General features: G+C 65.9%; 27 protein-coding genes and 2 tRNA genes. 2 read left to right on the forward strand and 27 right to left on the reverse strand.

Annotated elements, in window-relative coordinates:
• Nucleotides 1-70: 70 nt before the first annotated feature.
• The 24 genes from V7S63_RS02440 to V7S63_RS02555 all read right to left on the reverse strand — a co-directional run bounded on the left by V7S63_RS02440 (nt 71) and on the right by V7S63_RS02555 (nt 21,507).
• Entirely contained in the window at nt 71-538 is a 468-nt protein-coding gene (locus V7S63_RS02440) for a peptidylprolyl isomerase (protein ID WP_091829418.1), read from the reverse strand.
• Nucleotides 538-1,143 carry a hypothetical protein gene (locus V7S63_RS02445; RefSeq protein WP_336529092.1) on the reverse strand — a complete coding sequence of 202 codons (606 nt, stop codon included), beginning with the start codon at nt 1,141-1,143 and terminating at the stop codon, nt 538-540. The genes V7S63_RS02440 and V7S63_RS02445 overlap by 1 nt, the downstream gene beginning before the upstream one ends.
• Nucleotides 1,144-1,174: 31 nt before the next feature.
• Nucleotides 1,175-1,747, reverse strand: a complete 573-nt coding sequence (locus V7S63_RS02450; RefSeq protein ID WP_091829422.1) for a peptidylprolyl isomerase — start codon at nt 1,745-1,747, stop codon at nt 1,175-1,177.
• 394 nt (nt 1,748-2,141) lie between these two features.
• On the reverse strand, nt 2,142-2,372 hold the full coding sequence (locus tag V7S63_RS02455) for a DUF1467 family protein (RefSeq protein WP_336529093.1): 231 nt from the start codon (nt 2,370-2,372) through the stop codon (nt 2,142-2,144).
• Nucleotides 2,369-2,770 (reverse strand): RidA family protein, encoded by a 402-nt coding sequence (locus V7S63_RS02460; protein WP_336529094.1) that lies wholly within the window; start codon nt 2,768-2,770, stop codon nt 2,369-2,371. The genes V7S63_RS02455 and V7S63_RS02460 overlap by 4 nt, the downstream gene beginning before the upstream one ends.
• 3 nt (nt 2,771-2,773) lie before the next feature.
• Nucleotides 2,774-3,178, reverse strand: coding sequence for a methylmalonyl-CoA epimerase (mce, locus tag V7S63_RS02465; RefSeq protein WP_091829432.1), 405 nt, complete (start codon nt 3,176-3,178; stop codon nt 2,774-2,776).
• Between the two features lie 176 nt (nt 3,179-3,354).
• The gene (locus tag V7S63_RS02470) at nt 3,355-5,025 is read right to left on the reverse strand and encodes a ribonuclease J (protein ID WP_336529095.1); all 1,671 of its coding nucleotides are present in this window, start codon (nt 5,023-5,025) and stop codon (nt 3,355-3,357) included.
• Between the two features lie 106 nt (nt 5,026-5,131).
• Complete coding sequence (locus V7S63_RS02475; RefSeq protein ID WP_336529096.1) at nt 5,132-5,911, reverse strand: biotin--[acetyl-CoA-carboxylase] ligase; 780 nt, start codon at nt 5,909-5,911, stop codon at nt 5,132-5,134.
• A gap of 8 nt (nt 5,912-5,919) precedes the next feature.
• On the reverse strand, nt 5,920-7,350 hold the full coding sequence (gene nuoN, locus V7S63_RS02480) for an NADH-quinone oxidoreductase subunit NuoN (protein ID WP_100960106.1): 1,431 nt from the start codon (nt 7,348-7,350) through the stop codon (nt 5,920-5,922).
• A gap of 10 nt (nt 7,351-7,360) precedes the next feature.
• Nucleotides 7,361-8,872, reverse strand: a complete 1,512-nt coding sequence (locus tag V7S63_RS02485; protein WP_336529652.1) for an NADH-quinone oxidoreductase subunit M — start codon at nt 8,870-8,872, stop codon at nt 7,361-7,363.
• A 4-nt stretch (nt 8,873-8,876) separates the two neighbouring features.
• Nucleotides 8,877-10,916 (reverse strand): NADH-quinone oxidoreductase subunit L, encoded by a 2,040-nt coding sequence (gene nuoL / locus V7S63_RS02490; RefSeq protein ID WP_336529097.1) that lies wholly within the window; start codon nt 10,914-10,916, stop codon nt 8,877-8,879.
• Nucleotides 10,917-10,942: 26 nt separating this feature from the next.
• Nucleotides 10,943-11,251 (reverse strand): NADH-quinone oxidoreductase subunit NuoK, encoded by a 309-nt coding sequence (nuoK, locus tag V7S63_RS02495; RefSeq protein WP_091829440.1) that lies wholly within the window; start codon nt 11,249-11,251, stop codon nt 10,943-10,945.
• The gene (locus tag V7S63_RS02500; protein WP_091829442.1) at nt 11,248-11,871 is read right to left on the reverse strand and encodes an NADH-quinone oxidoreductase subunit J; all 624 of its coding nucleotides are present in this window, start codon (nt 11,869-11,871) and stop codon (nt 11,248-11,250) included. The genes nuoK and V7S63_RS02500 overlap by 4 nt, the downstream gene beginning before the upstream one ends.
• Before the next feature lie 129 nt (nt 11,872-12,000).
• On the reverse strand, nt 12,001-12,489 hold the full coding sequence (gene nuoI / locus V7S63_RS02505; RefSeq protein ID WP_057192642.1) for an NADH-quinone oxidoreductase subunit NuoI: 489 nt from the start codon (nt 12,487-12,489) through the stop codon (nt 12,001-12,003).
• A gap of 21 nt (nt 12,490-12,510) precedes the next feature.
• Entirely contained in the window at nt 12,511-12,750 is a 240-nt protein-coding gene (locus V7S63_RS02510) for a hypothetical protein (protein ID WP_091829444.1), read from the reverse strand.
• Nucleotides 12,750-13,769 (reverse strand): NADH-quinone oxidoreductase subunit NuoH, encoded by a 1,020-nt coding sequence (gene nuoH / locus V7S63_RS02515; protein ID WP_091829447.1) that lies wholly within the window; start codon nt 13,767-13,769, stop codon nt 12,750-12,752. The genes V7S63_RS02510 and nuoH overlap by 1 nt, the downstream gene beginning before the upstream one ends.
• A gap of 6 nt (nt 13,770-13,775) precedes the next feature.
• Complete coding sequence (gene nuoG / locus V7S63_RS02520; protein ID WP_336529098.1) at nt 13,776-15,839, reverse strand: NADH-quinone oxidoreductase subunit NuoG; 2,064 nt, start codon at nt 15,837-15,839, stop codon at nt 13,776-13,778.
• A gap of 4 nt (nt 15,840-15,843) precedes the next feature.
• A complete protein-coding gene (gene nuoF / locus V7S63_RS02525) occupies nt 15,844-17,148 on the reverse strand; it encodes an NADH-quinone oxidoreductase subunit NuoF (protein WP_336529099.1) in 1,305 nt (434 codons plus the stop codon).
• Nucleotides 17,149-17,162: 14 nt separating this feature from the next.
• The gene (locus V7S63_RS02530; RefSeq protein ID WP_336529100.1) at nt 17,163-17,396 is read right to left on the reverse strand and encodes a hypothetical protein; all 234 of its coding nucleotides are present in this window, start codon (nt 17,394-17,396) and stop codon (nt 17,163-17,165) included.
• 10 nt (nt 17,397-17,406) lie between these two features.
• Nucleotides 17,407-18,651, reverse strand: coding sequence for an NADH-quinone oxidoreductase subunit NuoE (nuoE, locus tag V7S63_RS02535; protein WP_336529101.1), 1,245 nt, complete (start codon nt 18,649-18,651; stop codon nt 17,407-17,409).
• On the reverse strand, nt 18,651-19,841 hold the full coding sequence (locus tag V7S63_RS02540) for an NADH-quinone oxidoreductase subunit D (protein ID WP_091829454.1): 1,191 nt from the start codon (nt 19,839-19,841) through the stop codon (nt 18,651-18,653). The genes nuoE and V7S63_RS02540 overlap by 1 nt, the downstream gene beginning before the upstream one ends.
• Before the next feature lie 12 nt (nt 19,842-19,853).
• Complete coding sequence (locus tag V7S63_RS02545) at nt 19,854-20,459, reverse strand: NADH-quinone oxidoreductase subunit C (protein ID WP_091829456.1); 606 nt, start codon at nt 20,457-20,459, stop codon at nt 19,854-19,856.
• Nucleotides 20,460-20,495: 36 nt separating this feature from the next.
• Nucleotides 20,496-21,074, reverse strand: a complete 579-nt coding sequence (locus tag V7S63_RS02550; protein ID WP_091830506.1) for a NuoB/complex I 20 kDa subunit family protein — start codon at nt 21,072-21,074, stop codon at nt 20,496-20,498.
• Between the two features lie 67 nt (nt 21,075-21,141).
• Nucleotides 21,142-21,507: an NADH-quinone oxidoreductase subunit A gene (locus tag V7S63_RS02555; RefSeq protein WP_091830508.1), complete on the reverse strand. Its 366-nt coding sequence runs from the start codon at nt 21,505-21,507 to the stop codon at nt 21,142-21,144.
• A gap of 419 nt (nt 21,508-21,926) precedes the next feature.
• On the opposite strand from V7S63_RS02555, the gene V7S63_RS02560 reads away from it, so the two are divergent.
• Complete coding sequence (locus tag V7S63_RS02560; protein ID WP_336529102.1) at nt 21,927-22,535, forward strand: YcbK family protein; 609 nt, start codon at nt 21,927-21,929, stop codon at nt 22,533-22,535.
• 203 nt (nt 22,536-22,738) lie between these two features.
• Here the strand turns inward: V7S63_RS02560 and V7S63_RS02565 are convergent.
• Nucleotides 22,739-22,815: transfer RNA gene (locus V7S63_RS02565), tRNA-Asp, on the reverse strand.
• Nucleotides 22,816-23,169: 354 nt separating this feature from the next.
• On the opposite strand from V7S63_RS02565, the gene V7S63_RS02570 reads away from it, so the two are divergent.
• Nucleotides 23,170-23,245 (forward strand) — tRNA-Val (locus V7S63_RS02570).
• Between the two features lie 18 nt (nt 23,246-23,263).
• Here V7S63_RS02570 and V7S63_RS02575 read toward each other — a convergent pair.
• The gene (locus V7S63_RS02575) at nt 23,264-24,346 is read right to left on the reverse strand and encodes a MerR family transcriptional regulator (RefSeq protein WP_336529103.1); all 1,083 of its coding nucleotides are present in this window, start codon (nt 24,344-24,346) and stop codon (nt 23,264-23,266) included.
• Nucleotides 24,347-24,458: 112 nt separating this feature from the next.
• On the reverse strand, nt 24,459-26,888 hold the full coding sequence (gene lon / locus V7S63_RS02580) for an endopeptidase La (RefSeq protein ID WP_336529104.1): 2,430 nt from the start codon (nt 26,886-26,888) through the stop codon (nt 24,459-24,461).
• Nucleotides 26,889-26,933 lie beyond the last annotated feature (45 nt).

Consider the following 26,933-nt stretch of genomic DNA (forward strand, 5'->3'; position numbering starts at 1 on the left):
ATCCTGAAAAATCATCCCGGGCCGACGAAGTCGACCCGGGATGACGTTGTTCGCAACGTGTGGGAACGCCTCAGGCGTCCGCCATCACCTTCATCGAGACGATGGAGTCGGGATCGCGCACCGGCTCGCCGCGCTTGATCCTGTCGACGTTCTCCATGCCCTCCACGACCTGGCCCCAGGCGGTGTACTGCTTGTCGAGGAAGCGGGCATCGTCGAAGACGATGAAGAACTGGCTGTTGGCCGAGTTCGGGTTCTGGGCGCGCGCCATTGAGCAGACGCCGCGGACATGCGGCTCGGCGTTGAACTCCTGGGCGAGGTCCGGATAGCTCGAGCCGCCGGTGCCGGTGCCGTGCGGGCAGCCGACCTGCGCCATGAAGCCGTCGATGACGCGGTGGAAGACGATGCCGTCATAGAAGCCCTCGCGCGCGAGCAGCTTGATGCGCTCGACATGGTTGGGGGCGAGGTCCGGCCGCAGCTTGATCACCACGCGGCCCTTGGTGGTCTCCATGACGAGGGTGTTCTCGGGATCGAGCGACATCAGACTGATCTTTCGTTGGTCGGCACACGGCCGAAGAAGCGGATTGTAATCGGGCGGCCTGCGATACTCCCTCCAAGCCCCAGCGACAACCTCATCGGCGTGCAATCGCGCACGGCCCTCATGAGGGAGTCGCTGAAACGCTCGCGCAGGCCGGTCGGCGCCCGCCGCATCTCCCAGGTGACGCGCGGCTGGCCGAAGAGCGTGCCGTCGCGGCGCAGGCTGAAGCGGACACTGGCGCTGGCGCCGCCGCTCTGGGCATCGAGCGCCGGCGGCTTCCAGCAGCGTCGCAGCGCCGGGCCGATCTGATCGAGCCGGTCGACAGTCTCTTCGCCAATTCCGATCGTCTCGGGATTGACGGTGCCGATGACGCCGCGATCGACGCCGGGCGTCGGCGACGGTGCCACCGGGCGGCGCGCGCCCTCGCCGAAGGGGCCGCCGATACCCGGCATGTAGCGCTGGCCCGATTGCGGAGGCAGCACCGGGTTCTGCGAGCCGGACGGCGGCGGCAGGACAGGGTTCTGGAAGCCCGACGCAGGGGGCAGGCCAAGATCGCGCGTGTCCTGCGCCTGTACCGGGCCGCTGGCGCAGGCCAGCAGCAGAAGCATGAGCACAAGCACGCGCGAGCCGCGCATCGGACTACTTGGCGTCCGCCAGCAGACGCATACGGATGATCTTGTCGGGGCCGCTCACCGCGCCGTTATTGGCGCTGCTGCCCTTCTTGATCTTGCGCACGGCGTCCATGCCGGAGACGACCTCGCCGAACAGGGTGTACTGGCCGGTCAGCGAGCCGCAACCCTCGAAGCAGATGAAGAACTGCGAATTGGCCGAGTTCGGGCTCTGCGAACGGGCCATGCCGACCGAGCCGACCTTATAGGGCGTCGGGGTGAACTCGGCCGGGATGTTCGGCAGGTCGGAACCGCCGGTGCCGTCTCCCTTCGGATCGCCGGTCTGGGCCATGAAGCCATCGATGACGCGATGGAAGACGATGCCGTCATAGAAGCCACGCTTGGTCAGGGCCTTGATCTGCTCGACATGCTTGGGTGCCAGGTCCGGCCGCAGGCGGATGGTGACGCGCCCGTCCTTGGTGTCGAGCGCCAGGGTGTTCTGCGGATCGAGATTGGCCGGTGCCGGCGCCTGGGCGTTGGCTTGAGACTGGGCCAGGCCGAGCGAAGCGGTAAGCGCCAGGGCGGCGAGCGTGGTGCGAAGCATCGAAAAACCTCTCCTGACCGCCGGAACGGCCCGGCGCATCTGACGTTGCGAGGTAGCGACATCCTATGACTGGAACAAGGCGAGGAATCGCGCCGAGCGAACAATGTTGCACTGCACAAGAGCAAATTGGAATAATTTTGCAAAAAAATCGATCTCGGGCTGCCTAAACAGGTGACAACATTATTGCGATGGGCTAATCACTCTGGCGCTGGGCACGCCCGACCGTTTTCAGGGCGCCGCGGACCAGGTCTCGGGAGGAACAAACAGCCGTTCAGTATATGAGTGCGCGGGAATAATGGTGCGCCGATACTGCGGTAAAAAACAGACTTCCAAAGGCAGGGCGCAAGCCTTGCCTTTTGTTTTGGTCTATACACTAAACACTACTGAACACTGTTCAGGCATCGAGCTGCGTCCAGATATACCAGACGATGCAGAAGACAATGCCAGCTATGATCGAGGTCGCGACCGCCTTCTTGGCCAAGCCCGGCAGGACAGGCGCACCCGGATCCGTGCCCTTCTGGACCTCACCACTCTCCGCCTGGCTGCGCACGCCGAAAGGCAGCGTCACGAACAGCACCGTCCACCAGATCACGAAATAGACCGCGAGCCCGCCGCCGATCGTCATGACGGCCTGTCCTCGTCAGCCAGGGCAATGCACGCGAACGCGACCTTGGCGTCGGTCGGCACGCCGAAGCGCGCCGTGTGCCGAGCCGGCAAGCCATTCGGGAAATGCTTCACATATTCAGCATTGCAGGCGGCATAGTCGCCGGGATCGGTGATCAGCATCGTCATCTGCACGACGCGCTCAAGGCTGCTGCCGGCCTCGGCCAGGATGGCGGCGACATGCGCCAGCGCCTGCCGCACCTGCTCGGCCGGCGTCTCCCCCCGCACGATACCCTTCGCAGGCTCATGGGGCGCCGACTGGCCGGAGACGAAGACGAGGCCGCCGGCCCGCGTCGCCAGGCTGAAGGGGCGCGGTGAGCCGGGTTCCGGCTCGCCGAAGAAGGCGATCTCGGAGATCATGGCTCAGGCCTGCTCCAGCTCGACGAGCGTGCCGCAGAAATCCTTGGGGTGCAGGAAGAGCACAGGCTTGCCATGGGCGCCGATGCGCGGCTCGCCCGAACCGAGCACGCGCGCGCCCTGCGCTTTCAACCGGTCGCGCGCCGCGAGGATGTCGTCGACCTCGTAGCAGATGTGGTGGATGCCGCCGTCGGGATTGCGCTCGAGGAACTTGGCGATCGGCGAATCCGCGCCCATCGGCTCCAGCAGCTCGACCTTGGTGTTCGGCAGTTCCACGAACACGACGGTGACGCCATGCTCCGGCTGCGGCAGCGGCTGCGAGACGCGGGCGCCGAGCGTGTCGCGGTAGAGCGCGGTCGAGGCGGCGAGGTCCTTCACGGCGATGGCGACGTGGTTGAGGCGTCCGATCATTGAGTTCTTCCCTGGCGCATCATCGTGACTTCAAACGAAGCGTCATCCCGGACAAGCCGCGATAGCGGCGCCGATCCGGGATCCATTCCTGAACCTCTATCGGATATGCTCCGGAATGGATCCCGGGTCTCCCTGCGGTCGCCCGGGATGACGCCGCAATTCAATACAAAGCTCTTCTACACCGTGATCACCAGTGCGTTCACCAGCGGCTTCTTGCCCCACTCCTCGTTGACCGCAGCGCGCACGCCGCGCTCGAGCGCGCTGCGCACGGCCTCGGGATCGCGGCGCTTGCCCTTGGGCAGGCCCTCGATCAGGTCCTCGACAGCGTCGGCGACGATATCGTCGAAGGGCGTGCCGTCCTTGGCGGCAAGCGGCAGGCCGATCAGTGCGACCTCCGGATCGCCGGCAAGTTCGCCCTTCTCATCCAGGGCCACCGCGATCGAGATGACGCCGGCGAAGGACAGCTTGCGGCGCTCGGGGATGGTGCGGTCGAGCGCGCCGATCAGAAGCTCACCATCCTGATAGAGTCGGCCATGCTGGACCTCGGTGAGCTTGCGGGCCCCGTCCTCGGCGATCACAACGACATCGCCATTGCCCGCGCGCAGCACATGCTTGACGCCGAGGCTGCGGGCGAAGGTGGCGTGCTCGGTCAGGTGCTGATCCTCGCCATGGGCGGGAATCGCGATCTTCGGCTTCAGCCAGCCATAGAGCCGCGCCAGTTCCTCGCGCCGCGGGTGGCCGGAGACGTGCACGAGATGGGTGCGGTCGGTGATGATCTCGATATTGTCGCGCGCCAGCCGATTGAGGATGGCGCCGACGGCCTTCTCATTGCCGGGGATGGTGCGCGAGGAGAAGATTACCCGGTCGCCCGGCGAGAGCGCGATCTCCGGATGGTCGTCGGCAGCAATCCGCGAGAGCGCGGCGCGCGGCTCACCCTGGCTGCCGGTCACGAGTGCCACGACCCGGTCGCGCGGCAGGTAGCCATAGGTCTCGACCCCGCGGAAAGCGGGAATGCCGTCGAGGAAGCCGCATTCGCGGGCGACGTCGATGACGCGGTCCATGGCGCGGCCGACAACGACGACCTCGCGCTGATTGGCCATCGCAGCCTCGGCGACGGCGCGCAGACGCGCCACATTCGAGGCGAAGGTGGTGACGGCGACGCGGTTCGGGGCAGAGGCGACCAGTTCCTTCAGCTTCGCCGCGACATCGGCCTCGCTCGGGCTGATGCCGTCACGCAGGACGTTGGTGGAGTCGCAGACCAGCGCCAGCACGCCCTCCTCGCCAAGCTGGCGCAGGCGGGCCTCGTCAGTCGGCAGGCCGACGCGCGGCGTCGGGTCGATCTTCCAGTCGCCGGTATGGACGACGAGGCCGGCCGGGGTGCGGATCGCGAGCGCGTTCGATTCCGGGATCGAATGCGCGACCGGCACGAATTCGATGTCGAACGGGCCGAGCGTGAAGCGCCCGCCCTGGGCGACGATGTTCATCTCGACCTTGGGCGCGCCCGGCTCGGAGAGGCGCCGCGTCGCCAGCAGGCCGGCGGCGAAGCGCGTGCACCAGACCGGCACGCGCAGTGAGGGCCAGAGCGCGGCGAGCGCACCGATATGGTCCTCATGGGCGTGGGTGATGACGATGCCGAGCAGGTTGGCCCGATCCTGGATGATGTAGCTGAGGTCGGGCAGGACGATGTCGACGCCCGGCGCCTCCGGCCCGGCGAAGGAGAGCCCGCAATCGACCAGGATCCATTTGCGCTTCTTTTCCGGCCCGAAGCCGTAGAGCGCGGCATTCATGCCGATCTCACCGAGGCCACCGAGCGGAACGAAGACGAGCTGGTCGCTGGAACGGGTCACTGGCAATCCTGACATTCTATGCTGAAGCTGGCGAAGCGGCCGGCGGCAGGCCTAGCATGCTCTCTGGCGCGCCTCCATAGCGGCAGGAGCAGGCGGAAGCGTTACCTCAACCTGCCGGTGTGCCAGAAGTGGGCATCGAGCCGAAATAGAGATCGCCGGCATCGATCAGCCGCCGGCCGGCTTCGGTTTCGAGTTCGAGCCGCCCGGAGGCGTCGAGGCCGAGGAAGCGGCCCGAGACCGGCCCCTCCGGCAGGCGCATGGTGATGGTCTCGCCGAGATAGGCGGCGCGCTCCAGCCAGGCGGCGCGGGTCGGGCCGAAACCGCCCGGCAGCGACCAGGCCGAGAAGCGCTGGTGCCAGGCATCCGACAGGGCTGCCAGCAGACGTTCTACAGTCACGTCCGCTGCATGCGCCAAAAGGTGGGCGGCGGGGTAAGGCGTGCCCTCCGGTGCAGAGGCCACGTTGACGCCGATGCCGATGACCACGTTGAAGCGCCCTGCCCGGCTCTCGCCCTCGAGCAACAGGCCCGAGGTCTTGGCCCCGCCGATCAGCAGGTCGTTCGGCCATTTCAGGGCAAGCGCCGGATGGGACAGGCCGGTCACGGCTGCAGCCGCATCGTGCAAGGCAAGGCCCGCAACGAAGCCGAGCTGCGGCGCCAGCGCCGGCTCGCAGGGAGTAACCAGCAGCAGGCTGGCATAGAGATTGCCGGGCGGCGAACCCCAATGCCGGCCATGCCGGCCGCGCCCGGCATTCTGGCTTTTCGCGACAATCCAGAGTCGTCCAGGATCGCCCTCGCGCAGCGCATGGCGCGCCTCCTCCATGGTGGAGGAGACCTCGTCGCGGACGATCAGGCGATAGCCGGCGGCGCGAGCGCCTTCGCCGAGCACTTAGGCGCTCAGAACAGCGACTTCGCCGCCGCGGCAGCGGAGTCGAACAGCGGCGCCGGCAGGAAGGACAGCACCAGCACGAACAGCGCCGAGATCAGCAAGACGCCGCGCACGCCGGCGTCGCCCTTGTCGAAGGCCGGCTTGGCGTCGTCGAAATAGATCACCTTGACGATGCGCAGATAGTAGTAGGCGCCGACGACGCTGGTGATCACGCCGACCACGGCGAGCACATAGAGCTTGGCCTCGATCGCGGCGAGGAAGACGTACCACTTCGCCCAGAAGCCGGCGAGCGGCGGGATTCCGGCGAGCGAGAACATCATCATCGACATCGCGAAGGCCATCCAGCCATTCGTGCGGGACAGACCGGCGAGCTCGCCGATATCCTCGACCGGCTTGCCATTGCGGTTCATCATCAGGACGCAGGCGAAGGCGGCGAGCGTGGTGGCGAGATAGATCGCCATATAGGTCATCACGCCCTGGACGCCGGCCGGCGTGCCGGCGGCGAGGCCGACGAGCGCGTAACCCATGTTCGCGATCGAGGAATAGGCGAGCAGTCGCTTGATGTTGGTCTGGCCGATCGCGGCGAAGGCGCCGAGCGCCATCGAGGCGATCGCCATGAAGACGATGATCTGCTGCCAGTCGTGCAGCGCGCCCGGGAAAGCGCCGACGAAGATGCGCACGGTCATCGCCATCGCCGCCATCTTGGGCGCCGAAGCGAAGAAGGCGGCGACCGGGGTCGGGGCGCCCTCATAGACATCCGGCGTCCACATATGGAACGGCACGGCCGAGATCTTGAAGGCGACGCCGGCGGCGACGAAGACGAGGCCGATGATCAGGCCGATGCCGGGATGGCCGCCCTTCACCGCTTCGGCGATGCCGGCATAGCTCACCGTGCCGGTGAAGCCGTAGACCATCGACGAGCCATAGAGCAGCATGCCCGAGGAGAGCGCGCCGAGGACGAAATACTTCAGGCCAGCCTCGGTCGAGCGCGGATTGTCGCGATCGAAGGCGGCGACGACATAGAGCGCGAGCGATTGCAATTCCAAGCCAACGTAAAGCCCGATCAGGTCGCTGGCCGAGATCATCATCATCATGCCGATGGTGGCGAGGACGACGAGGATCGGGAATTCGAAGCGCATGGCGCCGTCGCGACGCAGGAAATCGGCCGAGAGCACGATCGCGGCCGCGGCGCCGATCAGCGTCAGCACCTTCATGAAGCGGCCGAAGCCATCGGCGATGAAGGCGCCGTTGAAGGTAACGACCTTGCCCTCGCCGCGCAGGACGAGCACCAGCGCCAGCGCGAAAAGCGCAAGCGCCGCGATCTCGAGCGTGCGCGTCGAGCGCTCGCCCTGGATCGCGCCGTAGAGCACCATGGCGATGGCGCCCAGTGCCATGACGATTTCCGGGAGCGCCGGACCGAAAGCGGGCAAGGTGGTCATCGGAGCAGCCTTACTGGACTGCCAGCATCGCCGTCTTTGCGGCGGTGATGGCGGCCTGATAGTTCTTGATGAGGGCTTCGGTCGGCGCCGCGAAGGCGTCGAGGATCGTGCCGGGCGCAATGCCGTACCAGATCGTCAGCAGGACGAGCGGCACGAAGATCGCGATCTCGCGGGCGTTGAGGTCGGTGATGTCCTTGAGCTCGGGCTTGGTGAGCTCGCCGAAGACGACGCGCCGATAGAGCCAGAGCGCATAGCCCGCCGACAGGATCACGCCGGTGGTCGCCAGGAACGCCACCCAGGGATTGGCCTTGAAGGCGCCCATCAGCGTCAGGAACTCGCCGACAAAGCCGGCGGTGCCGGGCAGGCCGACATTGGCCATGGTGAAGATCATGAACACCACCGCATAGAGCGGCATGCGATTCACCAGGCCGCCATAGGCCGCGATCTCGCGGGTGTGCATGCGGTCGTAGATCACGCCGACGCAGAGGAAGAGCGCGCCCGAGACCAGGCCGTGGCTGACCATCTGGAACATCGCGCCCTGGATACCCTGCGGCGTCAGGGTGAACAGGCCCATGGTGACGAAGCCCATATGCGCCACCGAGGAGTAGGCGATCAGCTTCTTGATGTCCTCCTGCATCAGCGCCACCAGCGAGGTGTAGATGATGGCGATGACGGAGAGCGCGAAGACCAGCGGCGCGAACATCGCCGAGGCGTCCGGGAACATCGGGATCGAGAAGCGGATGAAACCGTAGCCGCCCATTTTCAGCAAGATCGCCGCCAGGATGACCGAGCCGGCCGTCGGCGCCTCGACGTGCGCGTCGGGCAGCCAGGTGTGGACCGGCCACATCGGCATCTTCACCGCGAAGGAGGCGAAGAAGGCGAGCCAGAGCCAGGGCTGCATCTGGACCGGGAACTTGTGGGCCAGCAGCGTCGGAATGTCGGTCGTGCCGGCGTTCCAGTACATCGCCATGATGGCGAGCAGCATCAGGACCGAGCCGAGCAGCGTGTAGAGGAAGAACTTGTAGGAGGCGTAGACCCGGCGCTTGCCGCCCCAGATGCCGATGATCAGGAACATCGGGATCAGGCCCGCCTCGAACAGCAGGTAGAACAGCACAAGGTCGAGCGCGACGAAGACGCCGATCATCAGCGTCTCGAGGATCAGGAACGCGACCATGTATTCGCGCACCCGCTTCTCGACCGAGGTCCAGGACGCCAGGATGCAGAACGGCATCAGGAAGGCGGTCAGGACCACGAAGGGGAAGGAGAAGCCGTCGACGCCGAGCTTGAACTTGATGATGTCCGAGACCCAGACATGGCTCTCGACCATCTGGAAGCCGGGATTGGCGGAGTCGAAGCGCCCCCAGGCGACCAGCGCCAGGATGAAGGTCGCGACCGTCGCGATCAGCGCCGCCCAGCGGGCGTTGGAGTTGACGGAAGCCTCGTCGCCGCGCTGCGCCAGGATGAAGGCGGCGCCGACCAGCGGCAGGACAAGAAGACCGGTGAGGATACCGAAGCCGAACATCATCTCACCCGCGGGCCATGAGGTACCAGGTCACCAGCCCGGCGACGCCGATCAGCATGGCGAAGGCATAGTGATAGACATAGCCGGTCTGCAGCCGCACGACCCGGTTGGTCACGTCGACGACACGGGCCGAGACCCCGTCCGGGCCGAGGCCGTCGATGACGGCGCCGTCGCCCTTCTTCCAGAGGAAACGGCCGAGCCACATCGCCGGACGTACGAACAGGAAGTCGTAGATCTCGTCGAAGTACCACTTGTTGAGCAGGAACTTGTAGAGAACCGGATTGGCGGCGGCGAGCTTGCCGGGGACGTCCGGGCGCAGCACGTACATGTAGAGCGCGAGCAGGAAGCCGATCAGCATCGCGACGAAGGGCGACCAGACCACCCATTTCGGCACTTCGTGCATGGCATGGAGGATGTGGTTGTCCTTGCCGGTGAACAGCGCCGTCTTCCAGAAATGCTCGTAGTCGTGGCCGATGAACGCCTCCTTGAAGGCGTAGCCGGCCAGGAGAGCACCGAGCGAGAGCACGGCGAGCGGGATCAGCATGACGAGCGGGCTCTCATGCGGCGTGTGGTCGTGACCATGGCCATGGCCGTGATCGTTGTGAGCATGCGCGGCGTGGGCATGGTCGTCATGCCCATGGCCGTGCGCGTGATCGTCGTGGCCGTGAGCGGCATGGCCGTGGCCGCCCCAGCGCGGGGCGCCCTCGAAGGTCATGAAGTAGAGCCGCCAAGAGTAGAACGAGGTCATCAGCGCGGCGACGACCAGCAGCACGAAGGCATAGGAACTGGCGAAGCCGCCATGCGCCACCGAGGCGTAAGCGCTCTCGATGATCGCATCCTTGGAGAAGTAACCGGCGAAGAGCGGGAAGCCGGTCAGCGCCAGCGTGCCGATCGTCATGGCCGCAGCAGTCAGCGGGATGTGCTTCCTGAGGCCGCCCATGTTCCGCATGTCCTGCTCATGGTGCATCGCATGGATGACCGAGCCGGCGCCCAGGAACAGCAGCGCCTTGAAGAAGGCGTGGGTGAACAGGTGGAAGATGCCGGCCGAGTAGGCGCCGACGCCCATCGCCACGAACATGTAGCCTAGCTGCGAGCAGGTCGAATAGGCGATGACGCGCTTGATGTCGTTCTGCACCAGGCCGACGGTCGCGGCGAAGAAGGCGGTGGTGGCGCCGATGACGACGACGACAGTCAGCGCGACCGGTGCGTATTCGAAGATCGGCGACAGGCGCGCCACCATGAAGACGCCGGCGGTGACCATGGTCGCGGCATGGATGAGGGCCGAGACCGGGGTCGGGCCTTCCATCGCGTCCGGCAGCCAGGTGTGAAGCAGGAACTGCGCCGATTTGCCCATGGCGCCCATGAACAGCAGCAGGCAGGTCAGCGTCAGCGCGTTCCAGTCATAGCCGAGGAAGCGGAAGCTGCGCTCCGTCAGGCCGGCGATCTGCGGGAAGATGCTGTCGAAGGCGACCGAGCCGGTCAGCACGAAGACCAGGAAGATGCCGAGCAGGAAGCCGAAATCGCCGACGCGGTTGACGACGAAGGCCTTGATCGCCGCGGCGTTGGCCGAGGGCTTCTGGTACCAGAAGCCGATCAGCAGATAGGAGGCGAGACCGACGCCTTCCCAGCCGAAGAACATCTGCACGAGGTTGTCGGCCGTCACCAGCATCAGCATGGCGAAGGTGAACAACGACAGATAGCCGAAGAAGCGCGGCCGCGACGGGTCCTCATGCATGTACTCGATCGAGTAGAGGTGCACGAGCGAGGAGACGGTGTTGACGACGACCAGCATGACCGCGGTCAGCGTGTCGATGCGGAACGCCCAGTCGACGCGCAGGTCCGCCGAGGCCAGCCAGGTCGCGACCTGGACGCGTGTGGTGCCGGAACCAAAGCCGACCTGGATGAAGGCGACCCAGGACAGCGCCGCTGAGATCAGCAGCAGCGTGGTGGTGACGATCTCCGAGGCGCGCGCGCCGATCAGCCGGCCAAAGAGGCCGGCGATCAGAAAGCCGATCAGGGGAAGGAAGACGATCGCTTGATACATGGCAGGTTACGGGCGCGTCGCCGCGCTCAGCCTTTCATCATGTTGATGTCTTCCACCGCGATCGTGCCGCGGTTGCGGAAGTAGACGACGAGAATGGCGAGCCCGATCGCGGCCTCGGCAGCGGCGACGGTCAAGACCAGCATCGCGAAGACCTGGCCGACAATGTCGTTCAGGAAGCTCGAGAAGGCGACGAAGTTGAGGTTGACCGAGAGCAGGATCAGCTCGATCGACATCAGGATGACGATGACGTTCTTGCGGTTGATGAAGATGCCGAGCACGCCGAGCGTGAACAGGATCGCAGCGACCGCGAGGTAAGATCCAAGCCCGACCATCACGCCATCTCCTCGGGAACGCCGGCGCGCGAGGGCACCTGCTTCACATCCATCGCCGCAGCCTTGGTGCGAGCGTTCTGGGTCGGGATATCCTGGCGCTTGATGCCCTTGCGGTCGCGCAGGGTCAGCACGATCGCGCCGATCATCGCGACCAGCAGCACGAGGCCGGCCGCCTGGAAATAGTAGATGTATTTCGTGTAGAGCACCTGGCCGAGCGCCGCGGTGTTGGTGACATTGGCCGGGATCGCCGCGACGGGCGCACGCACGATCTGCGGGTCGATCACCCACGCGCCGACGACCAGAAGCAATTCGACCGCGAAGATCAGTCCGATCAGGCCGCCGATCGGCAGGTATTGCAGGAAGCCCTGGCGCAACTCGGCGAAATCGACGTCGAGCATCATCACCACGAAGAGGAAGAGCACCGCGACCGCGCCGACATAGACGACGACCAGCAGCATCGCCAGGAACTCGGCCCCGAGCAGCAGGAACAGGCCCGCCGCGTTGACGAAGGCGAGGATCAGGAACAACACCGAATGCACCGGGTTGCGCGCCGAAATCACCATCAGCGCCGAGGCGATGGTGACGCCTGAGAAGAGATAGAAGAAAGCCGCTGCGGCATTCATCTTCGCCAGCCTTTCCGCCCTTGCGGGCGGCCCTCGTTTCATCAAGCGGCGGGCCCGAGTCCCGCCGCAGTTTGGAGCGTCTATAGTCAGGCCCGCCCAGCGCGACAACCGCGCGACGGGCCGCAGTCCTCAGCGATACGGCGCATCCATCGCGATGTTGCGCGCGATCTCGCGTTCCCAGCGGGCGCCGTTATCGAGCAGCTTGTCCTTGTCGTAGAACAGCTCCTCGCGCGTCTCGGTGGCGAACTCGAAATTCGGCCCCTCGACGATGGCGTCGACCGGGCAGGCCTCCTGGCAGAAGCCGCAATAGATGCACTTGGTCATGTCGATGTCGTAGCGCGTCGTGCGGCGGGTGCCGTCATTGCGGCGCGGGCCGGCCTCGATCGTGATCGCCTGCGCCGGGCAGATCGCCTCGCAGAGCTTGCAGGCGATGCAGCGTTCCTCGCCGTTCGGATAGCGGCGCAGCGCGTGCTCGCCCCGGAAGCGCGGCGAGAGCACGCCCTTCTCGAAGGGGTAGTTCAGCGTCGCCTTCGGCTTGAAGAAATAGCGCATCGACAAGGCGAACGCGCCGACGAACTCCTTGAGGAGCAGTCCCTTGGCGGCTTGCGCGAGTGACATCCGTCTCGTCCTTCTCTCGTCTCAGCCAAACAGAGTCCGGCCGATCAGGTAACCGACGATGGGCAGACCGCCCACCGAAACCACCAGCACCGCCGCCTTCAACAGGCGGATGCGCCGTTCGTAGTCGTCCTTCTCGGCCTCAGTCTTCGAGCTGTCGGTGCGGCGCAAGGCGCCGACCACCAGTCCAGTGACGAGCCGATACTCGATCAGGCCGACGACGAAGCCGATCAGGGCTCCGATCAGGCCGGCCTGACCCGCCATCAGGGAGCGGGCCCCCAACCGGTGATCTGCAGCACCGCCGCCACGATCACGACGCAAGCCAGCGACAGAGGCAGGAAGACCTTCCAGCCCAGCCGCATCAGCTGGTCATAGCGGTAGCGCGGCACGAAGGCCTTCACCATCGCGAACATGAAGAAGACCAGCATCACTTTCAGCACGAACCAGACCACGCCCGGCAGCCAGGTGAAGGGAGCGATCGGGAACGGCGGCAGCCAGCCCCCGAGGAAGAGGATCGTGGTCAGCGAGCACATGGTCATGATCGCCACGTATTCGCCGAGCATGAACAGCAGATAAGGGGTCGAGGAGTATTCGACCATGAAGCCCGCGACGAGCTCCGACTCCGCTTCGGCCAGATCGAAGGGCGGCCGGTTCGTCTCGGCCAGCGCCGAGATGAAGAAGACGATGAACATCGGGAAGAGCGGCAGCCAGTACCAGCCGAACAGGCCGGCCCTGGTGTTCTGCGCCTCGACGATCGCCGAGAGGTTCAGCGAGCCGACGCAGAGCAGCACGGTGACGATCACGAAGCCGATCGAGACCTCGTAGGAGACCATCTGTGCCGCCGAGCGCAGCGCGCTGAGGAACGGGTACTTCGAGTTCGAAGCCCAGCCGCCCATGATGATGCCGTAGACGCCGAGCGAGGATATCGCGAAGATGTAGAGCACGCCGACATTGATGTCGGCGATCGCCCAGCCTTCAGCCACGGGGATCACCGCCCAGGCCGCCAGCGCCAGCAGGCAGGTGACCAGCGGCGCCAGCAAGAACACGCCCTTGTTGGAGCCCGAGGGTATGATCGGCTCCTTGAAGACGAATTTCAGCAGGTCCGCGAAGCTCTGCAGCAGGCCGAAGGGGCCGACGACGTTGGGGCCGCGACGCAGCTGCACCGCCGCCCAGACCTTGCGGTCGGCGAGCAGCATGAAGGCGATGAAGACCAGCAGCGCCACCAAGAGCAGCAGGCTCTTGCCGGCGATGATCGCGAGATCGAGGACGAGGTCCCAGTTCATCGAGGCTTACTCCGCCGCCTGGCGCATGCGGCCGGAGGCCAGCGCCGAGCATTCCGCCATCACCGCCGAAGCGCGGGCGATCGGGTTCGTGGTGTAGAAGTCGGCGATGGCCGGGGTAAAGCCGGCCTTGTCGGTCGCGCCGCCCTGCCCAGCCAGCTTCGCCAGTCCGGAGCGATCGCTGTCGGCGACCGTATCGACTGCCGCGAAATGCGGATGGGCGGCATAGAGCTCGCGGCGCAGTGCCGACAGAGAATCGAAGGGCAGCGGCTTGCCGAGCGACGCAGAGAGCGCCCGCAGGATCGCCCAGTCCTCCTTGGCATCGCCCGGCGGGAAGGTGGCGCGCGCCGCCATCTGAACCCGCCCTTCTGTGTTGACGAAGGTGCCGGACTTCTCGGTGTAGGCCGCGCCCGGCAGGATCACGTCGGCGCGGTGCGCGCCTTTGTCGCCATGGCTGCCCTGGTAGACGACGAAGGCGCCGGCCGGCACCTCGATCTCGTCGGCGCCGAGCAGGAAGAGCACGTCGAGCGCGCCCTCCCTGGTCATGCCGGCGACGTCGTGACCGCCCTCGCCCGGCACGAAGCCGAGATCGAGACCGCCGACGCGGGCGGCCGCGGTGTGCAGCACGCCAAAACCGTTCCAGCCGTCCTTGACCGCGCCGAGGACGTCGGCCGCCTTGGCCGCGAGCGAGAGCACCGCGGCGCCGTCGCCGCGGGTGAGAGCGCCCTGCCCGACCAGCACCATAGGCCGCTCGCCGGCAGCACCGGCGCGCTTGACCAGATCGGCCAGCGTCTCGGCGCCAGCGCCGAGATAGTCATAGGCATAGGTCAGATCGACGGCCTCGCCGATCAGCGAGACCTTGAAATCGCCGCGCAGCCAGCGCTTGCGGATGCGGGCGTTGACGATCGGCGCCTCGCGGCGCGGGTTCGAGCCGATGATCAGCAGCGAGGTCGCGTCCTCGATGCCGGCGATCCCGGCGTTGAGGATGTAGCTGGCCCGGCCGAAGGCCGGGTCGAGCTTCGCCCCATCCTGGCGGCAGTCGAGATTGGCCGAGCCGAGGCCGGCCATCAGCGCCTTCAGCGCATACATCTCCTCGACCGCGGCGAGATCCCCGGCGATGGCGCCGATCCGCTCGGGCTTGGCGGCCTTGAGCTTGGACGCGACCAGCGCGAGCGCCTCGGTCCAGCTCGCCGGACGCAGGGCGCCGTTCTCGCGGATATAGGGCCGGTCGAGCCGCTGGGTCCGCAGGCCGTCGGCGATGTGGCGGGTCTTGTCGGAGATCCACTCCTCGTTCACCGCCTCGTTGACGCGCGGCAGAACGCGCATCACCTCACGGCCGCGCGAGTCGACGCGGATCGCCGAGCCGACCGCGTCCATCACGTCGATGGATTCGGTCTTGGTCAGCTCCCAGGGCCGGGCCTTGTTCTGGTAGGGCTTGGAGGTCAGGGCGCCGACCGGGCAGAGGTCGACGACGTTGCCCTGCAGCTCCGAGCTCATCGCGTGCTCGAGATAGGTGGTGATCTCCATGTCCTCGCCGCGGCCGATCGCGCCGAGGTCGGAGGCGCCGGCGACCTCGGTGGTGAAGCGGACGCAGCGCGTGCACTGGATGCAGCGCGTCATCGAGGTCTTGACCAGCGGGCCGATATACTTGTCCTCGACAGCGCGCTTGTTCTCGGCATAGCGCGAGGTGTCGACGCCGTAGGCCATGGCCTGGTCCTGCAGGTCGCACTCGCCGCCCTGGTCGCAGATCGGGCAGTCGAGCGGGTGGTTGATGAGCAGGAACTCCATCACCCCTTCGCGCGCCTTCTTGACCATGGGCGACTTGGTCGAGACGACCGGCGGCTCGCCGTTCGGGCCGGGGCGCAGATCGCGCACGCCGATGGCGCAGGAGGCCTGCGGCTTCGGCGGGCCGCCCTTCACCTCGACCAGGCACATGCGGCAATTGCCGGCGATCGAGAGCCGCTCATGGAAGCAGAAGCGCGGCACCTCGGCGCCAGCCGCCTCGCAGGCCTGGAGAACGGTGTACTCCGGCGGGACGTCGACCTCGATGCCGTCGATCAGAAGCTTGGTCATGGTCTTACTCCGCCGCCATGAGCCTGACCGGCTCGCCATGCGGGTTGGCGGCATAGTCGTCGATGCGCTGCTCGATCTCGTGACGGAAATGGTTGATCAGGCCCTGGATCGGCCAGGCGGCAGCATCGCCCAGCGCGCAGATGGTGTGGCCCTCGATCTGCTTGGAAACGTCGAGCAGCATGTCGATCTCGCGCTTCTGGGCGCGGCCTTCCGCCATGCGGCTGACGACGCGCCACATCCAGCCGGTGCCCTCGCGGCAGGGCGTGCACTGGCCGCAGCTCTCATGCTTGTAGAAATAGCTGATGCGGGCGATGGCGCGGATGATGTCGGTCGACTTGTCCATGACGATCACCGCCGCCGTGCCGAGGCCCGACTTCAGCTTGGAGAGGGAGTCGAAATCCATCGGCGTGTCGATGATCTGCTCGGCCGGCACCATGCGCACCGACGAGCCGCCGGGGATGACCGCCTTAAGGTTGTCCCAGCCGCCGCGGATGCCGCCGCAATGGCGGTCGATCAGCTCCCGGAAGGTCAGGCCCATCGCCTCTTCGACGTTGCAGGGCTTGTTCACATGCCCGGACACGCAGAACAGCTTGGTGCCGACATTGTTCGGCGTGCCGATCGATGAGAACCAGCTCGCGCCACGGCGCAGGATGGTCGGCGCGACCGCGATCGACTCGACGTTGTTGACGGTGGTCGGGCAGCCGTAGAGGCCGACATTGGCCGGGAAAGGCGGCTTCAGCCGAGGCATGCCCTTCTTGCCTTCGAGGCTCTCCAGCAGCGCCGTCTCTTCACCGCAGATATAGGCGCCGGCGCCGTGATGCACATAGAGATCAAAGGGATAGCCGTGCTTGTTGTTCTTGCCGATGAGGTTCGCCTCATAGGCCTCGTCAACGGCACGCTGCAGCGCCTCGCGCTCGCGGACATATTCGCCGCGGATGTAGATGTAGGCGGCGTGTGCGCCCATGGCGAAGGAGGCGATCAGGCAGCCCTCGACCAGCGTATGCGGGTCGTTGCGCATGATCTCGCGGTCCTTGCAGGTGCCGGGCTCCGACTCGTCGGCGTTGACGACGAGATAGTGCGGGCGCCCGTCGCTCTGCTTGGGCATGAACGACCATTTCAGGCCGGTCGGGAAGCCGGCACCGCCCCGCCCGCGCAGACCCGACTTCTTCATCTCGTCGATGATCCAGTCGCGCCCCTGCTCGAGCAGGAACTTGGTGCCGTCCCAGGCGCCACGCTGCATGGCGCCCTTCAGCGACAGGTCATGGAGGCCGTAGAGATTGGTGAAGATGCGGTCGCGATCAGCAAGCATATGGATGGTCCGCCTTACTGCGCCGGTTCCGAGATGAGATTCAGCCGGTTGTCGATCCGGTCCAACCGCACATCATGGGACGCAAGCTTGCCGTAGATGTTCGCGACATCCGTCTGGATCGCGAGCATATGGCCACGCATGGCAGCCAGCTCGGTGCGAATTTCCGTTTGCCCCTCGCGCAACGCGGCCGTATCGCCCTGAATGCGCTTCAGGACCTCATAGATCAGCTCGTTGGTGACTTCTGTCATCGCCACCTCCTCAGTTCGCCGGCTTGTCGCCGAGCTTGCTCTCCGGCCGCCAGCCGGTAGCGAGCTTCTTCGCCTGCGAGATCCAGTCGTCGCGGACCGCCCTGCCCTTGAAACCGGTCAGCCTTGCATCGACCCAGGCGAGTTCAGCCGGGGTCCAGGCAGAAATCTGGTCATAGTGCCAGACGCCCATCTCGTTGAGCATCTTGCCGAGCTTGGGACCGACGCCCCAGATCAGTTCGAGATCGTCGCCCTTGCCGTCGCGGGCCGCGGACAGCAGAGCGGGCTTGGATTCAGCGACGGCGGGAGCCGGGTCGGTGGCGGGTGCAGCCTTGGCCGCCGGTGCCTTCGGAGCCTCGGTCTTGGCGGTGTCCTTGATCGCCTTGCTCGTCGCGGACGGGGTGTCCTGCGCGGCGCTCGCCGGCTGCTTCGGATCGGAGGGCTGCGGGCGGCCGGGCGCGGCTGCCTCGGGAGCCGGCGCGGTCTTGACGTCGGTCGGGCCGGCCTTGGCCGCCGCGGCTGCAGTCTCCGCCTCCGCCTTGGCCTTGGCCTCGGCCGCAGCCTTCTCGCTGGCGATCCTGATCGCAGCTTCTTCGCGCTGCCTGGTGATGCGGGCCTGCCAGTCGCCGGCACCGATCACCGAACCGTCGAACAGGGCCGGGTCCTTCAGCGTGTCGCCGCCGCCGAGCGGCTCCGAGCAGGAGCGGTCGACCTGCGGGCCGGGCTTGATCGGGCGGCCGTGGCGCAGATCGTCCAGCAGCTTGCGGAAATTCTCAGGGTCGAGGTCTTCGTAGTAATCGAAATTGATCTGCGCCATCGGGGCGTTGCAGCAGGCGCCGAGGCACTCGACCTCGAGCCAGGACAGCTTGCCGTCGGCCGTGACGGTCGATTGCGGGCCGATCACGTCCTCGCAGACCTTCTTCAGCGCTTCGGCACCGCGCAGGGCGCAGGGCGTCGTGCCGCAGAGCTGGATGAAATGCGTGCCGACCGGCTGCAGGTTGAACATGGTGTAGAAGGTCGCGACCTCCAGCACCCGCATCGGCGCCATGCCAAGCTTTTGGGCAACCGCCTCGATCGCGGCGCGCGGCAGCCAGCCATGATGCTGCTCCTGCGCCTTCCACAGCAGCGGGATCACGGCCGAGGCCTGCCGGCCTTCGGGGTACTTGGCGATCTGCTGGTCGGCCCAGTTCTCGTTCGCCGCATTGAAGGCGAAGGAGGCCGGCTGAACGTGATCGGGCGCGAGACGACGGACGGACATCAGCGGTCCACCTCACCAAAGACGATATCGAGGGAGCCGAGGATCGCGGAGACGTCGGCGAGCATGTGCTTACGGCACATGAAATCCATGGCCTGGAGATGGGCGAAGCCCGGCGCCTTGATCTTGCAGCGATAGGGCTTGTTGGTGCCGTCAGAGACGAGATAGACGCCGAATTCGCCCTTCGGGGCCTCGACGGCGGCATAAACCTCGCCCTCGGGCACCTTGTAGCCCTCAGTGTAGAGCTTGAAGTGGTGGATCAGCGCTTCCATCGAGCGCTTCATCTCGCCGCGCTTGGGCGGCACCATCTTGCCGTCGAGCGAGGAGACCGGGCCGCCGCCATCGGCAGCCAGCAGCTTCTCGCAGCACTGCTTCATGATGCGCACCGACTGGCGCATCTCTTCCATGCGGATGCAGTAGCGGTCGTAGCAGTCGCCGTTCTTGCCGACGGGGATGTCGAATTCCATCTCCTCGTAGCACTCGTAGGGCTGCGACTTGCGCAGGTCCCAGGGCGCGCCGGAGCCGCGCACCATCACGCCCGAGAAGCCCCATTTCCAGCAGGTTTCGAGATCGACGACGCCGATGTCGACATTGCGCTGCTTGAAGATGCGGTTGTCGGTGAGCAGGCCTTCGAGGTCGTCGCAGACCTTGAGGAACGGGTCGCACCACTCGGCGATGTCGTGGATGAGCGAGGTCGGCAGGTCCTGGTGGACGCCGCCCGGCCGGACATAGGCCGCGTGCATGCGCGCGCCGCAGGCCCGCTCGTAGAAGATCATCAGCTTTTCGCGCTCCTCGAAACCCCACAGCGGCGGGGTGAGCGCGCCGACGTCCATCGCCTGCGTGGTGACGTTGAGGATGTGCGAGAGGATGCGGCCGATCTCGGAATAGAGGACCCGGATGAGCTGGCCGCGGCGCGGCACGGTCACGCCCATCAGCTTCTCGACCGCGAGCGCGTACGCATGCTCCTGGTTCATCGGCGCGACATAGTCGAGCCGGTCGAAATAGGGCACGGCCTGGAGATAGGTCTTGTGCTCGATCAGCTTCTCGGTGCCGCGATGCAGCAGGCCGATATGCGGATCGACGCGCTCGACGATCTCGCCGTCGAGCTCCAGCACCAGACGCAGCACGCCGTGCGCCGCCGGATGCTGCGGGCCGAAGTTGATCGAGAAATTGCGGATGTTGTGCTCTGACATCGCCCAGTCCGATCAGGCCGTCTTGGCTTTTTCATCGCCCGGGAGGACGTATTCCGTCCCTTCCCAGGGCGAGAGGAAGTCGAAGTTGCGGAATTCCTGGTTCAGCTTCACCGGCTCGTAGACGACGCGCTTCTGCTCATCGTCGTAGCGGACCTCGACGAAGCCGGTCAGTGGGAAGTCCTTGCGCAGCGGATAACCCTCGAAGCCGTAGTCGGTGAGGATGCGGCGCAGATCCGGATGGTTCGAGAACAGGATGCCGTAGAAATCGTAGGCCTCGCGCTCGTACCAGTTCGCAGCCGGGAAGACCTCGATCACGGAGGGGACCGGGGTCGCCTCGTCGGCCTGGACCTTGACGCGGATGCGCCGGTTATGGCGCGGCGAGAGCAGGTGATAGACGACCTCGAAGCGCTTCTCGCGCTGCGGATAGTCGGCGCCGGCGATGTCGGTGAAATTGACGAAGCGGAAGCGCTGATCGTCATAGAGGGTCTTGAGGACCCGCACGATCTCGGCCGCCTCGGCCAGCACCGTGATCTCGTCGAAGGCGACGACGATGTCGGTCACCGCGCCGGGCAGCGCCGCCTTGATCTCTTCGCCCAATGTCACGAGCGCTTCGCTCATCGCATCACCTTCGCAAGCCGCCGGTCGCCAAGCGCCTCAGCGCTCGATCGTCCCTGTCCGCCGGATCTTCTTCTGCAACAGCAGCACGCCATAGAGCAGCGCTTCCGCGGTCGGCGGGCAGCCCGGCACATAGACGTCGATCGGCACGATACGGTCGCAGCCGCGCACCACCGAATAGCTGTAGTGGTAGTAGCCGCCGCCATTGGCGCAGGAGCCCATCGAGATGACGTAGCGCGGCTCCGGCATCTGGTCGTAGACCTTCCGCAGGGCCGGGGCCATCTTGTTGGTCAGCGTGCCGGCGACGATCATGACGTCCGACTGCCGCGGTGAGGCGCGCGGGGCGAAGCCGAAGCGCTCGACGTCGTAGCGCGGCATGGAGAGCTGCATCATCTCGACCGCGCAGCAGGCGAGGCCGAAGGTCATCCACATCAGCGAACCGGTGCGGGCCCAGTTGATCAGGTCGTCGCTCGCCGTGACGAGGAAGCCCTTGTCGGCCAGCTCGTTGTTGATCTCGACGAAATAGGGATCGCGCGCGCCGAGCGGCTTGCCGTCGGGGCCGAGCAGACCCCTGGGAGCCTGCGCGACGAGCGGATCACCGCGATCGATCGCTGTCATGGCCATCAGTTCGAACCTTTGGGTTTCGTCGAATGTAAATTGATATCAGCCCGACGCGACAAAACGATCAATCCCACTCGAGCGCGCCCTTGCGCCACTCGTAGACGAAGCCGACCGTCAGCACGCCGAGAAAAACCATCATAGACCAGAAGCCAACCCAGCCGAGCCCGCCGAAGGCGACCGCCCAGGGGAAAAGGAAAGCGACTTCGAGATCGAAGATGATGAAGAGGATGGCGACGAGATAGAAGCGCACGTCGAACTTCATGCGCGCGTCGTCGAAGGCGTTGAAGCCGCATTCATAGGCCGAGAGCTTCTCGGCGTCCGGCTTGGAATAGGCCACGGCGAAGGGCGCGATCAGCAAGGCGAGGCCGATCACCAGCGACAGGCCGATGAAGATCACCAGAGGCAGGTAGTCCGACAGCAGGGACTGCACAGGAAGAGCTTGCATCTGTCACCCCGCTTCAACCCGGCGCCGCGACTGGCGCCCTCAATCTCGCCAGTCGATTAGACCCTGCTTTAGAATCACGCAAGGGTTCGCCGCGCCGCACAACGCGCCTGTCGCCATGTCTTTGCCGCATATGCGCGAGCCGCCCGCGGAAGCGTCGCGATTCCCGGCTGTTTCGGGGCCGATTTTCGTGATCGGCCGCGCCTGGCCCAAGACGGTTGTCGCAGCGCGCAGAAGCATGGCAAACGGGGACGCAACGCGAAGTCTTCGGCGCCGACACGATTCGTCGGCAGGCACTGCCGATGCGTCAGGAGCACCGTTGCGGGAATGCCGTGGCCAACAACGCATCGTGATCGCGCGCTCTTGGCCGCAGCCTTGTCATCGGCATCCCGGATCGCATGAGCGCAATGCGGAGGACAGCGCTGGCCTGCGCCATTGCGATGGCGTTCGGCGCCGAGGCGACGGCGCAGATGATGCTCGCGCCGCTGCCGCCCGAGCGCCCCTTCGATCTCGACCTGCAGGTCAAGCCGGGCGCGCCACCGGTCGTCGTGCCCCCCCAGGCTCCGATCGCGGCCAGCGTCGTGACCACGCCGGGCCCTGCGCCCACCCTCGCCCAGCCCGAGCCCGATGACGATGAGGGCCCCGAATGGCCTCAGCGCACGCCGGGACAGACCGCTGAGGAACCCGCCTTCGATCCCAACGAAAAGCCCGACCGGCCGGGAATCTCGACCGATCCAGGCACGTCGATCGTCTGCCTGCCGCCGGTGCTGAAGAGCATTCTCGGCAAGATCTCGGACAAGTACGGAGCGGTGAAGGTGACCTCGACCTGGCGGCCGCCCTGGCGGGCACGACGCGGCTCCTTCCACAAGCGCTGCGAGGCGATGGATTTCCGTGTGCCGGGCGTCAGGCCGCGCGCCGTGCTGGAATGGGCACGTACCCTGCCCGAGGTTGGCGGCAACAAAGTCTACTGGAACGGGCTGATCCACATCGACACAGGGCCGCGCCGGCCCTGGTGAGCTCATGCCGGCTCCTGGCCGGAGCGTGTCTGATCGCGTGATCCGGGCGCTCCCTCACCGCCTCGGCGCAGCATGGGCGACAGCCAAGCAAGACGTCGCATCGGACAGTGCAGGCAATTTGCGGAGGACGGGAACCTGTGTCCGAACAGCTTCAGCACGACATGAAGCAACAGCTTCAACAGACTGGGATCATGTGCTGAAAATGGCGCGGGCGACGGGGCTCGAACCCGCGACCTCCGGCGTGACAGGCCGGCACTCTAACCAACTGAGCTACGCCCGCGCGGGCGGCGGAGGAACTCGTCCCCGGCGGCGTTGGGATTATGGCCCCCGGCCCTGACTGTCAAGCACAGAAGCCGTCAAAATATCGATCACCGCCAAAGTCGGTGGAAAGAGGCTGAAACCGGCAGTTCTCCAGCTCTGCGATCGAGGCGACCTGCGTTGATCGATCGGCGTGCCCGGCCAGCGACGGCGAATCTGGGCGTCGGACTGCGCAATTGCGTCCTTCTGGCATGGCGCCTGGAGCTGTTCAGATCGCCCCGCGCGATTTGCCGCGAAACTCGCCGCTGGGCAAAGGCTGCGGACTCCGCGCCCTGTGGCTTGCGCAGCCGGCGCCATAGCCTTAAACGGCGGGCAAGGGCGGTTAGCTCAGTCGGTAGAGCGCTTCGTTTACACCGAAGATGTCGGCGGTTCGAGCCCGTCACCGCCCACCAGTCTTTCCTTTGAGCCACTCAGGCCGGCAGCATCCAGAGCGTGTGGACGCGGCCGTCCTGGCCGAAGCCAATGCCGCATTGCAGAGTGCCCTGGGCGAACTGCGCCTCGTAGATGTCGACGCCATCGTCGGCGACCCGGCGGAAGCTGAGCTTGCGCAGATCGCCCTTCGATTCGAGTTCGGCGCTGACGATCGGCTGCTGCTCGCGCACGATCGCCGCCAGCTCTTCACTCAAAAGCTCGGACGGCATGGTGCCGCACCGCTGCTGTTCGAGAAAGTCGCGCAAGGTTTCTTCGCTGCGCGGATGCGGGAAATGGTTGCGCACCCGCTCCCCGAGCTCCTCGCTCCGGCGCTTCGCCTCGGCCTCGTCGATGCGCGTGGCGACAGCCTGGTACCCACCCTGATGCAGCGTCAGCGTCTCGGCGCGGTCGCTCCCAGCCGACGCGAAGGTGAGCTGGGCCGGAACGACCTTCAGGAAGAAATTGCTGTCGCTCTCGGCGAAGAGCTCGACCTTGGGCTGGCCGGTGAGCTGCAGGAAGAAGCGATCGCCTTCCAGTGTGACGGCCATGATCAGCCCGACAGGATGCTTGTAGAAGCCCGTACAGCGCGCGAAGCGGCGTGGGTCGATCTTGACCTCGGTGCGCGGCCGCGCCTGGTCGTAGCGCCGCCAGGCAACGGTATCGGTGTTGCTCTCGGTCATGTTGGCCTCCTTCGCGAGCCTGATCAGTTCGTCGGCAGTGAGGGAGGCGCCTGTCGCCAGCTTGGCCTGCGCGGCTCGGACCAGGGCAAGCCCCTGCTCGGCCCGCTCGCGTTGCTCGGCGAGCAGATCGTGCTGGATGCTGAGAACCCCGGCGAGATCGATGGCCTTGCCCTGCAGCAGGGCCGTGATCCGCTGCAGGCTCAGGCCCAGCCGCTTCAGCGCGAGGATCTCGTGCAAGCGCGCGATCTCGTTAGCGCCGTAGAGGCGCCAACCCTTCTGCGTCCGCCGCGGCCGGATCAGGCCGTGCTCCTCGTAGAGCCGCAAAGCCCGCTTCGACAGCCCGATCCGGGCCGAACACTCATTGGCCTCGAGCCAGATCTCGCTATCGTTCCGCGCGCTCATCGGCACCTCCTGACCCAGCGCTAAGCTATGACGCAGGGTGCGGCTCAAGGGCCCAGCCAATAAAAAAGGCCGCCGGCGATGCCGGCGGCCTCTCAATTCGCGAGCGTTGGGCTCAGTGGGCGACGCCAGCCGTAGCTGCGTCGTCCTCGGGACCCTTGGGCACAGGTGCCTTCAGGTCCTCTTCCCAGACGATCGGCGTCGGCTGACGCACCAGCGCGTGCTGGAGCACCTGGTCCATCCGCGAGACCGGGACGATCTCGAGCCCGTTCTTCACGGACTTCGGCAGATCGACCAGATCCTTGGCGTTGTCCTCCGGGATCAGCACCTTCTTGATGCCGCCGCGCAGAGCAGCGAGCAGCTTCTCCTTGAGGCCGCCGATCGGCAGCGCCCTGCCCCGCAGCGTGACCTCGCCGGTCATGGCGACATCGCGGCGGACCGGGATGCCGGTCATGACCGAGACAATCGCCGTGGCCATGCCAATGCCCGCCGACGGACCATCCTTCGGGGTCGCCCCTTCGGGAAGATGGACGTGGATGTCGCGCCGGTCGAACAGCGGCGGCTCGATGCCGAAATCGATGGCGCGGGAGCGGACATAGGACGCCGCTGCCGAGATCGATTCCTTCATCACGTCGCGCAGATTGCCGGTGACGGTCATCTTGCCCTTGCCGGGCATCATCACGCCTTCGATCGTCAGCATCTCACCGCCGACTTCGGTCCAGGCCAGGCCGGTGACGACACCGACCTGATCCTCGGTCTCCGCCATGCCGAAGCGATAACGCGGCGGGCCGAGATAATCCTCCAGCACCGCAGGCGTGACCGCGACCTTCTTCTTCTTGGTCAGCACGATCTCCTTCACCGCCTTGCGGACGGTGTTGGCGATCTCGCGCTCGAGGTTGCGGACGCCGGCTTCACGCGTATAGCGCCGGACCAGCGTCGTCAGGGCCTCGTCGTCGATCGACCATTCCTTGGACTGCAGGCCGTGCTTGGCGATCGCCCCCGGAATCAGGTGGCGGCGCGCGATCTCGGCCTTCTCGTCCTCGGTGTAGCCGGCGATGCGGATCACCTCCATGCGGTCCAAAAGGGCCGGCGGGATGTTCAGCGTGTTCGCCGTGGTCACGAACATCACGTTCGACAGGTCGTAGTCGACCTCGAGGTAATGGTCGTTGAAGGTCGAGTTCTGCTCGGGATCGAGCACCTCGAGCAGGGCCGCCGACGGATCGCCGCGGAAGTCCTGACCCATCTTGTCGATCTCGTCGAGCAGGATGAGCGGGTTCGAGGTCTTGGCCTTCTTCATCGACTGGATGATCTTGCCGGGCATCGAGCCGATATAGGTGCGGCGGTGGCCGCGGATCTCGGCCTCGTCACGCACGCCGCCGAGCGACATGCGCACGAACTCGCGGCCGGTCGCCTTGGCGATCGACTTGCCGAGCGAGGTCTTGCCTACGCCCGGAGGGCCGACGAGGCACAGGATCGGGCCGGCGAGCCGGTTGGCGCGCTGCTGCACCGCCAGGTATTCGACGATGCGGTCCTTGACCTTGTCGAGGCCGAAATGGTCGTCGTCGAGCACCTTCTGGGCCGCGGCGAGGTCCTTCTTGATCTTGGACTTCTTGCCCCACGGGATACCAAGCAGCCAGTCGAGATAGTTGCGCACGACTGTGGCTTCCGCCGACATCGGCGACATCTGCCTGAGCTTCTTGACCTCGGCGAGCGCCTTGTCGCGCGCCTCCTTGGTCAGCTTGGTCTTGGCGATACGCTCTTCCAGCTCGGCCAGTTCGTCACGGCCTTCCTCGCCGTCGCCCAGCTCCTTCTGGATCGCCTTCATCTGCTCGTTGAGATAGTACTCGCGCTGGGTCTTCTCCATCTGGCGCTTGACGCGCGAGCGGATGCGCTTCTCGACCTGCAGCACCGACATCTCGCTCTCCATCAACGAGAGCACCTTTTCGAGCCGGTGGGCGACGTTCATCACCTCCAGCACGGCCTGCCGGTCGGCGATCTTGACCGCCAGATGCGAGGCGATCGTATCGGCGAGCTTGGCCGGCTCGTCGATCTGGGAGACCGCCGCGACGATCTCGGGCGAGATCTTCTTGTTGAGCTTCACATAGTTCTCGAACTCGCTGACGACCGAGCGGGCGAGCGCCTCGACCTCGACCTTCTTGCCCTCTTCCTCGGCGAGGGCCTCGGCCTTCGCCTCGTAGAAGTTGTCGGTCGCGGTATAGGTCGTCGCCTTGGCCCGGCCGATGCCCTCGACGAGCACCTTCACGGTCGAGTCGGGCAGCTTGAGCAGCTGCAGCACGCGGGCGAGCGTGCCGATTTCGTAGATGTCGCTGGTCTCCGGATCATCGTCGCCGGCATTCTTCTGCGTGGCGAGCAGGATCAGGCCATCGTTCTTGACCACCTCCTCGAGCGCACGAATGGACTTCTCGCGGCCGACGAAGAGCGGCACGATCATATGCGGGAAGACGACGATGTCGCGCAGCGGCAGGACCGGATAAGTATCGGTCGTGCCGGGGACGAGCGGAGCGCGGGGCGTCGAGCCAGTCATGTCTAGTCCTTCAAGTTTTCGCCCGGCCGACCCCTTCGAAAGGCA

This window comes from Allobosea sp. CCNWLY174 (genome assembly GCF_037120455.1).
Lineage (GTDB): Bacteria > Pseudomonadota > Alphaproteobacteria > Rhizobiales > Beijerinckiaceae > Allobosea > Allobosea lupini.

Coding starts and splice junctions, on each gene's coding strand:
- V7S63_RS02550 (WP_091830506.1), bottom strand. CDS start 21,074: ATGACAGCGATCGATCGCGGTGATCCGCTCGTCGCGCAGGCTCCCAGG.
- V7S63_RS02460 (WP_336529094.1), bottom strand. CDS start 2,770: ATGATCTCCGAGATCGCCTTCTTCGGCGAGCCGGAACCCGGCTCACCG.
- nuoF (WP_336529099.1), bottom strand. CDS start 17,148: ATGCTTGCTGATCGCGACCGCATCTTCACCAATCTCTACGGCCTCCAT.
- nuoL (WP_336529097.1), bottom strand. CDS start 10,916: ATGTATCAAGCGATCGTCTTCCTTCCCCTGATCGGCTTTCTGATCGCC.
- V7S63_RS02530 (WP_336529100.1), bottom strand. CDS start 17,396: ATGACAGAAGTCACCAACGAGCTGATCTATGAGGTCCTGAAGCGCATT.
- lon (WP_336529104.1), bottom strand. CDS start 26,888: ATGACTGGCTCGACGCCCCGCGCTCCGCTCGTCCCCGGCACGACCGAT.
- V7S63_RS02560 (WP_336529102.1), top strand. CDS start 21,927: ATGCGGAGGACAGCGCTGGCCTGCGCCATTGCGATGGCGTTCGGCGCC.
- V7S63_RS02575 (WP_336529103.1), bottom strand. CDS start 24,346: ATGAGCGCGCGGAACGATAGCGAGATCTGGCTCGAGGCCAATGAGTGT.
- mce (WP_091829432.1), bottom strand. CDS start 3,178: ATGATCGGACGCCTCAACCACGTCGCCATCGCCGTGAAGGACCTCGCC.
- nuoE (WP_336529101.1), bottom strand. CDS start 18,651: ATGTCCGTCCGTCGTCTCGCGCCCGATCACGTTCAGCCGGCCTCCTTC.
- V7S63_RS02455 (WP_336529093.1), bottom strand. CDS start 2,372: ATGACGATCGGCGGCGGGCTCGCGGTCTATTTCGTGATCTGGTGGACG.
- nuoN (WP_100960106.1), bottom strand. CDS start 7,350: ATGACCACCTTGCCCGCTTTCGGTCCGGCGCTCCCGGAAATCGTCATG.
- V7S63_RS02440 (WP_091829418.1), bottom strand. CDS start 538: ATGTCGCTCGATCCCGAGAACACCCTCGTCATGGAGACCACCAAGGGC.
- V7S63_RS02500 (WP_091829442.1), bottom strand. CDS start 11,871: ATGAATGCCGCAGCGGCTTTCTTCTATCTCTTCTCAGGCGTCACCATC.
- nuoI (WP_057192642.1), bottom strand. CDS start 12,489: ATGTCACTCGCGCAAGCCGCCAAGGGACTGCTCCTCAAGGAGTTCGTC.
- V7S63_RS02545 (WP_091829456.1), bottom strand. CDS start 20,459: ATGAGCGAAGCGCTCGTGACATTGGGCGAAGAGATCAAGGCGGCGCTG.
- nuoH (WP_091829447.1), bottom strand. CDS start 13,769: ATGAACTGGGACCTCGTCCTCGATCTCGCGATCATCGCCGGCAAGAGC.
- V7S63_RS02510 (WP_091829444.1), bottom strand. CDS start 12,750: ATGGCGGGTCAGGCCGGCCTGATCGGAGCCCTGATCGGCTTCGTCGTC.
- V7S63_RS02445 (WP_336529092.1), bottom strand. CDS start 1,143: ATGCTTCTGCTGCTGGCCTGCGCCAGCGGCCCGGTACAGGCGCAGGAC.
- nuoG (WP_336529098.1), bottom strand. CDS start 15,839: ATGACCAAGCTTCTGATCGACGGCATCGAGGTCGACGTCCCGCCGGAG.
- V7S63_RS02540 (WP_091829454.1), bottom strand. CDS start 19,841: ATGTCAGAGCACAACATCCGCAATTTCTCGATCAACTTCGGCCCGCAG.
- V7S63_RS02450 (WP_091829422.1), bottom strand. CDS start 1,747: ATGCTTCGCACCACGCTCGCCGCCCTGGCGCTTACCGCTTCGCTCGGC.
- V7S63_RS02485 (WP_336529652.1), bottom strand. CDS start 8,872: ATGTTCGGCTTCGGTATCCTCACCGGTCTTCTTGTCCTGCCGCTGGTC.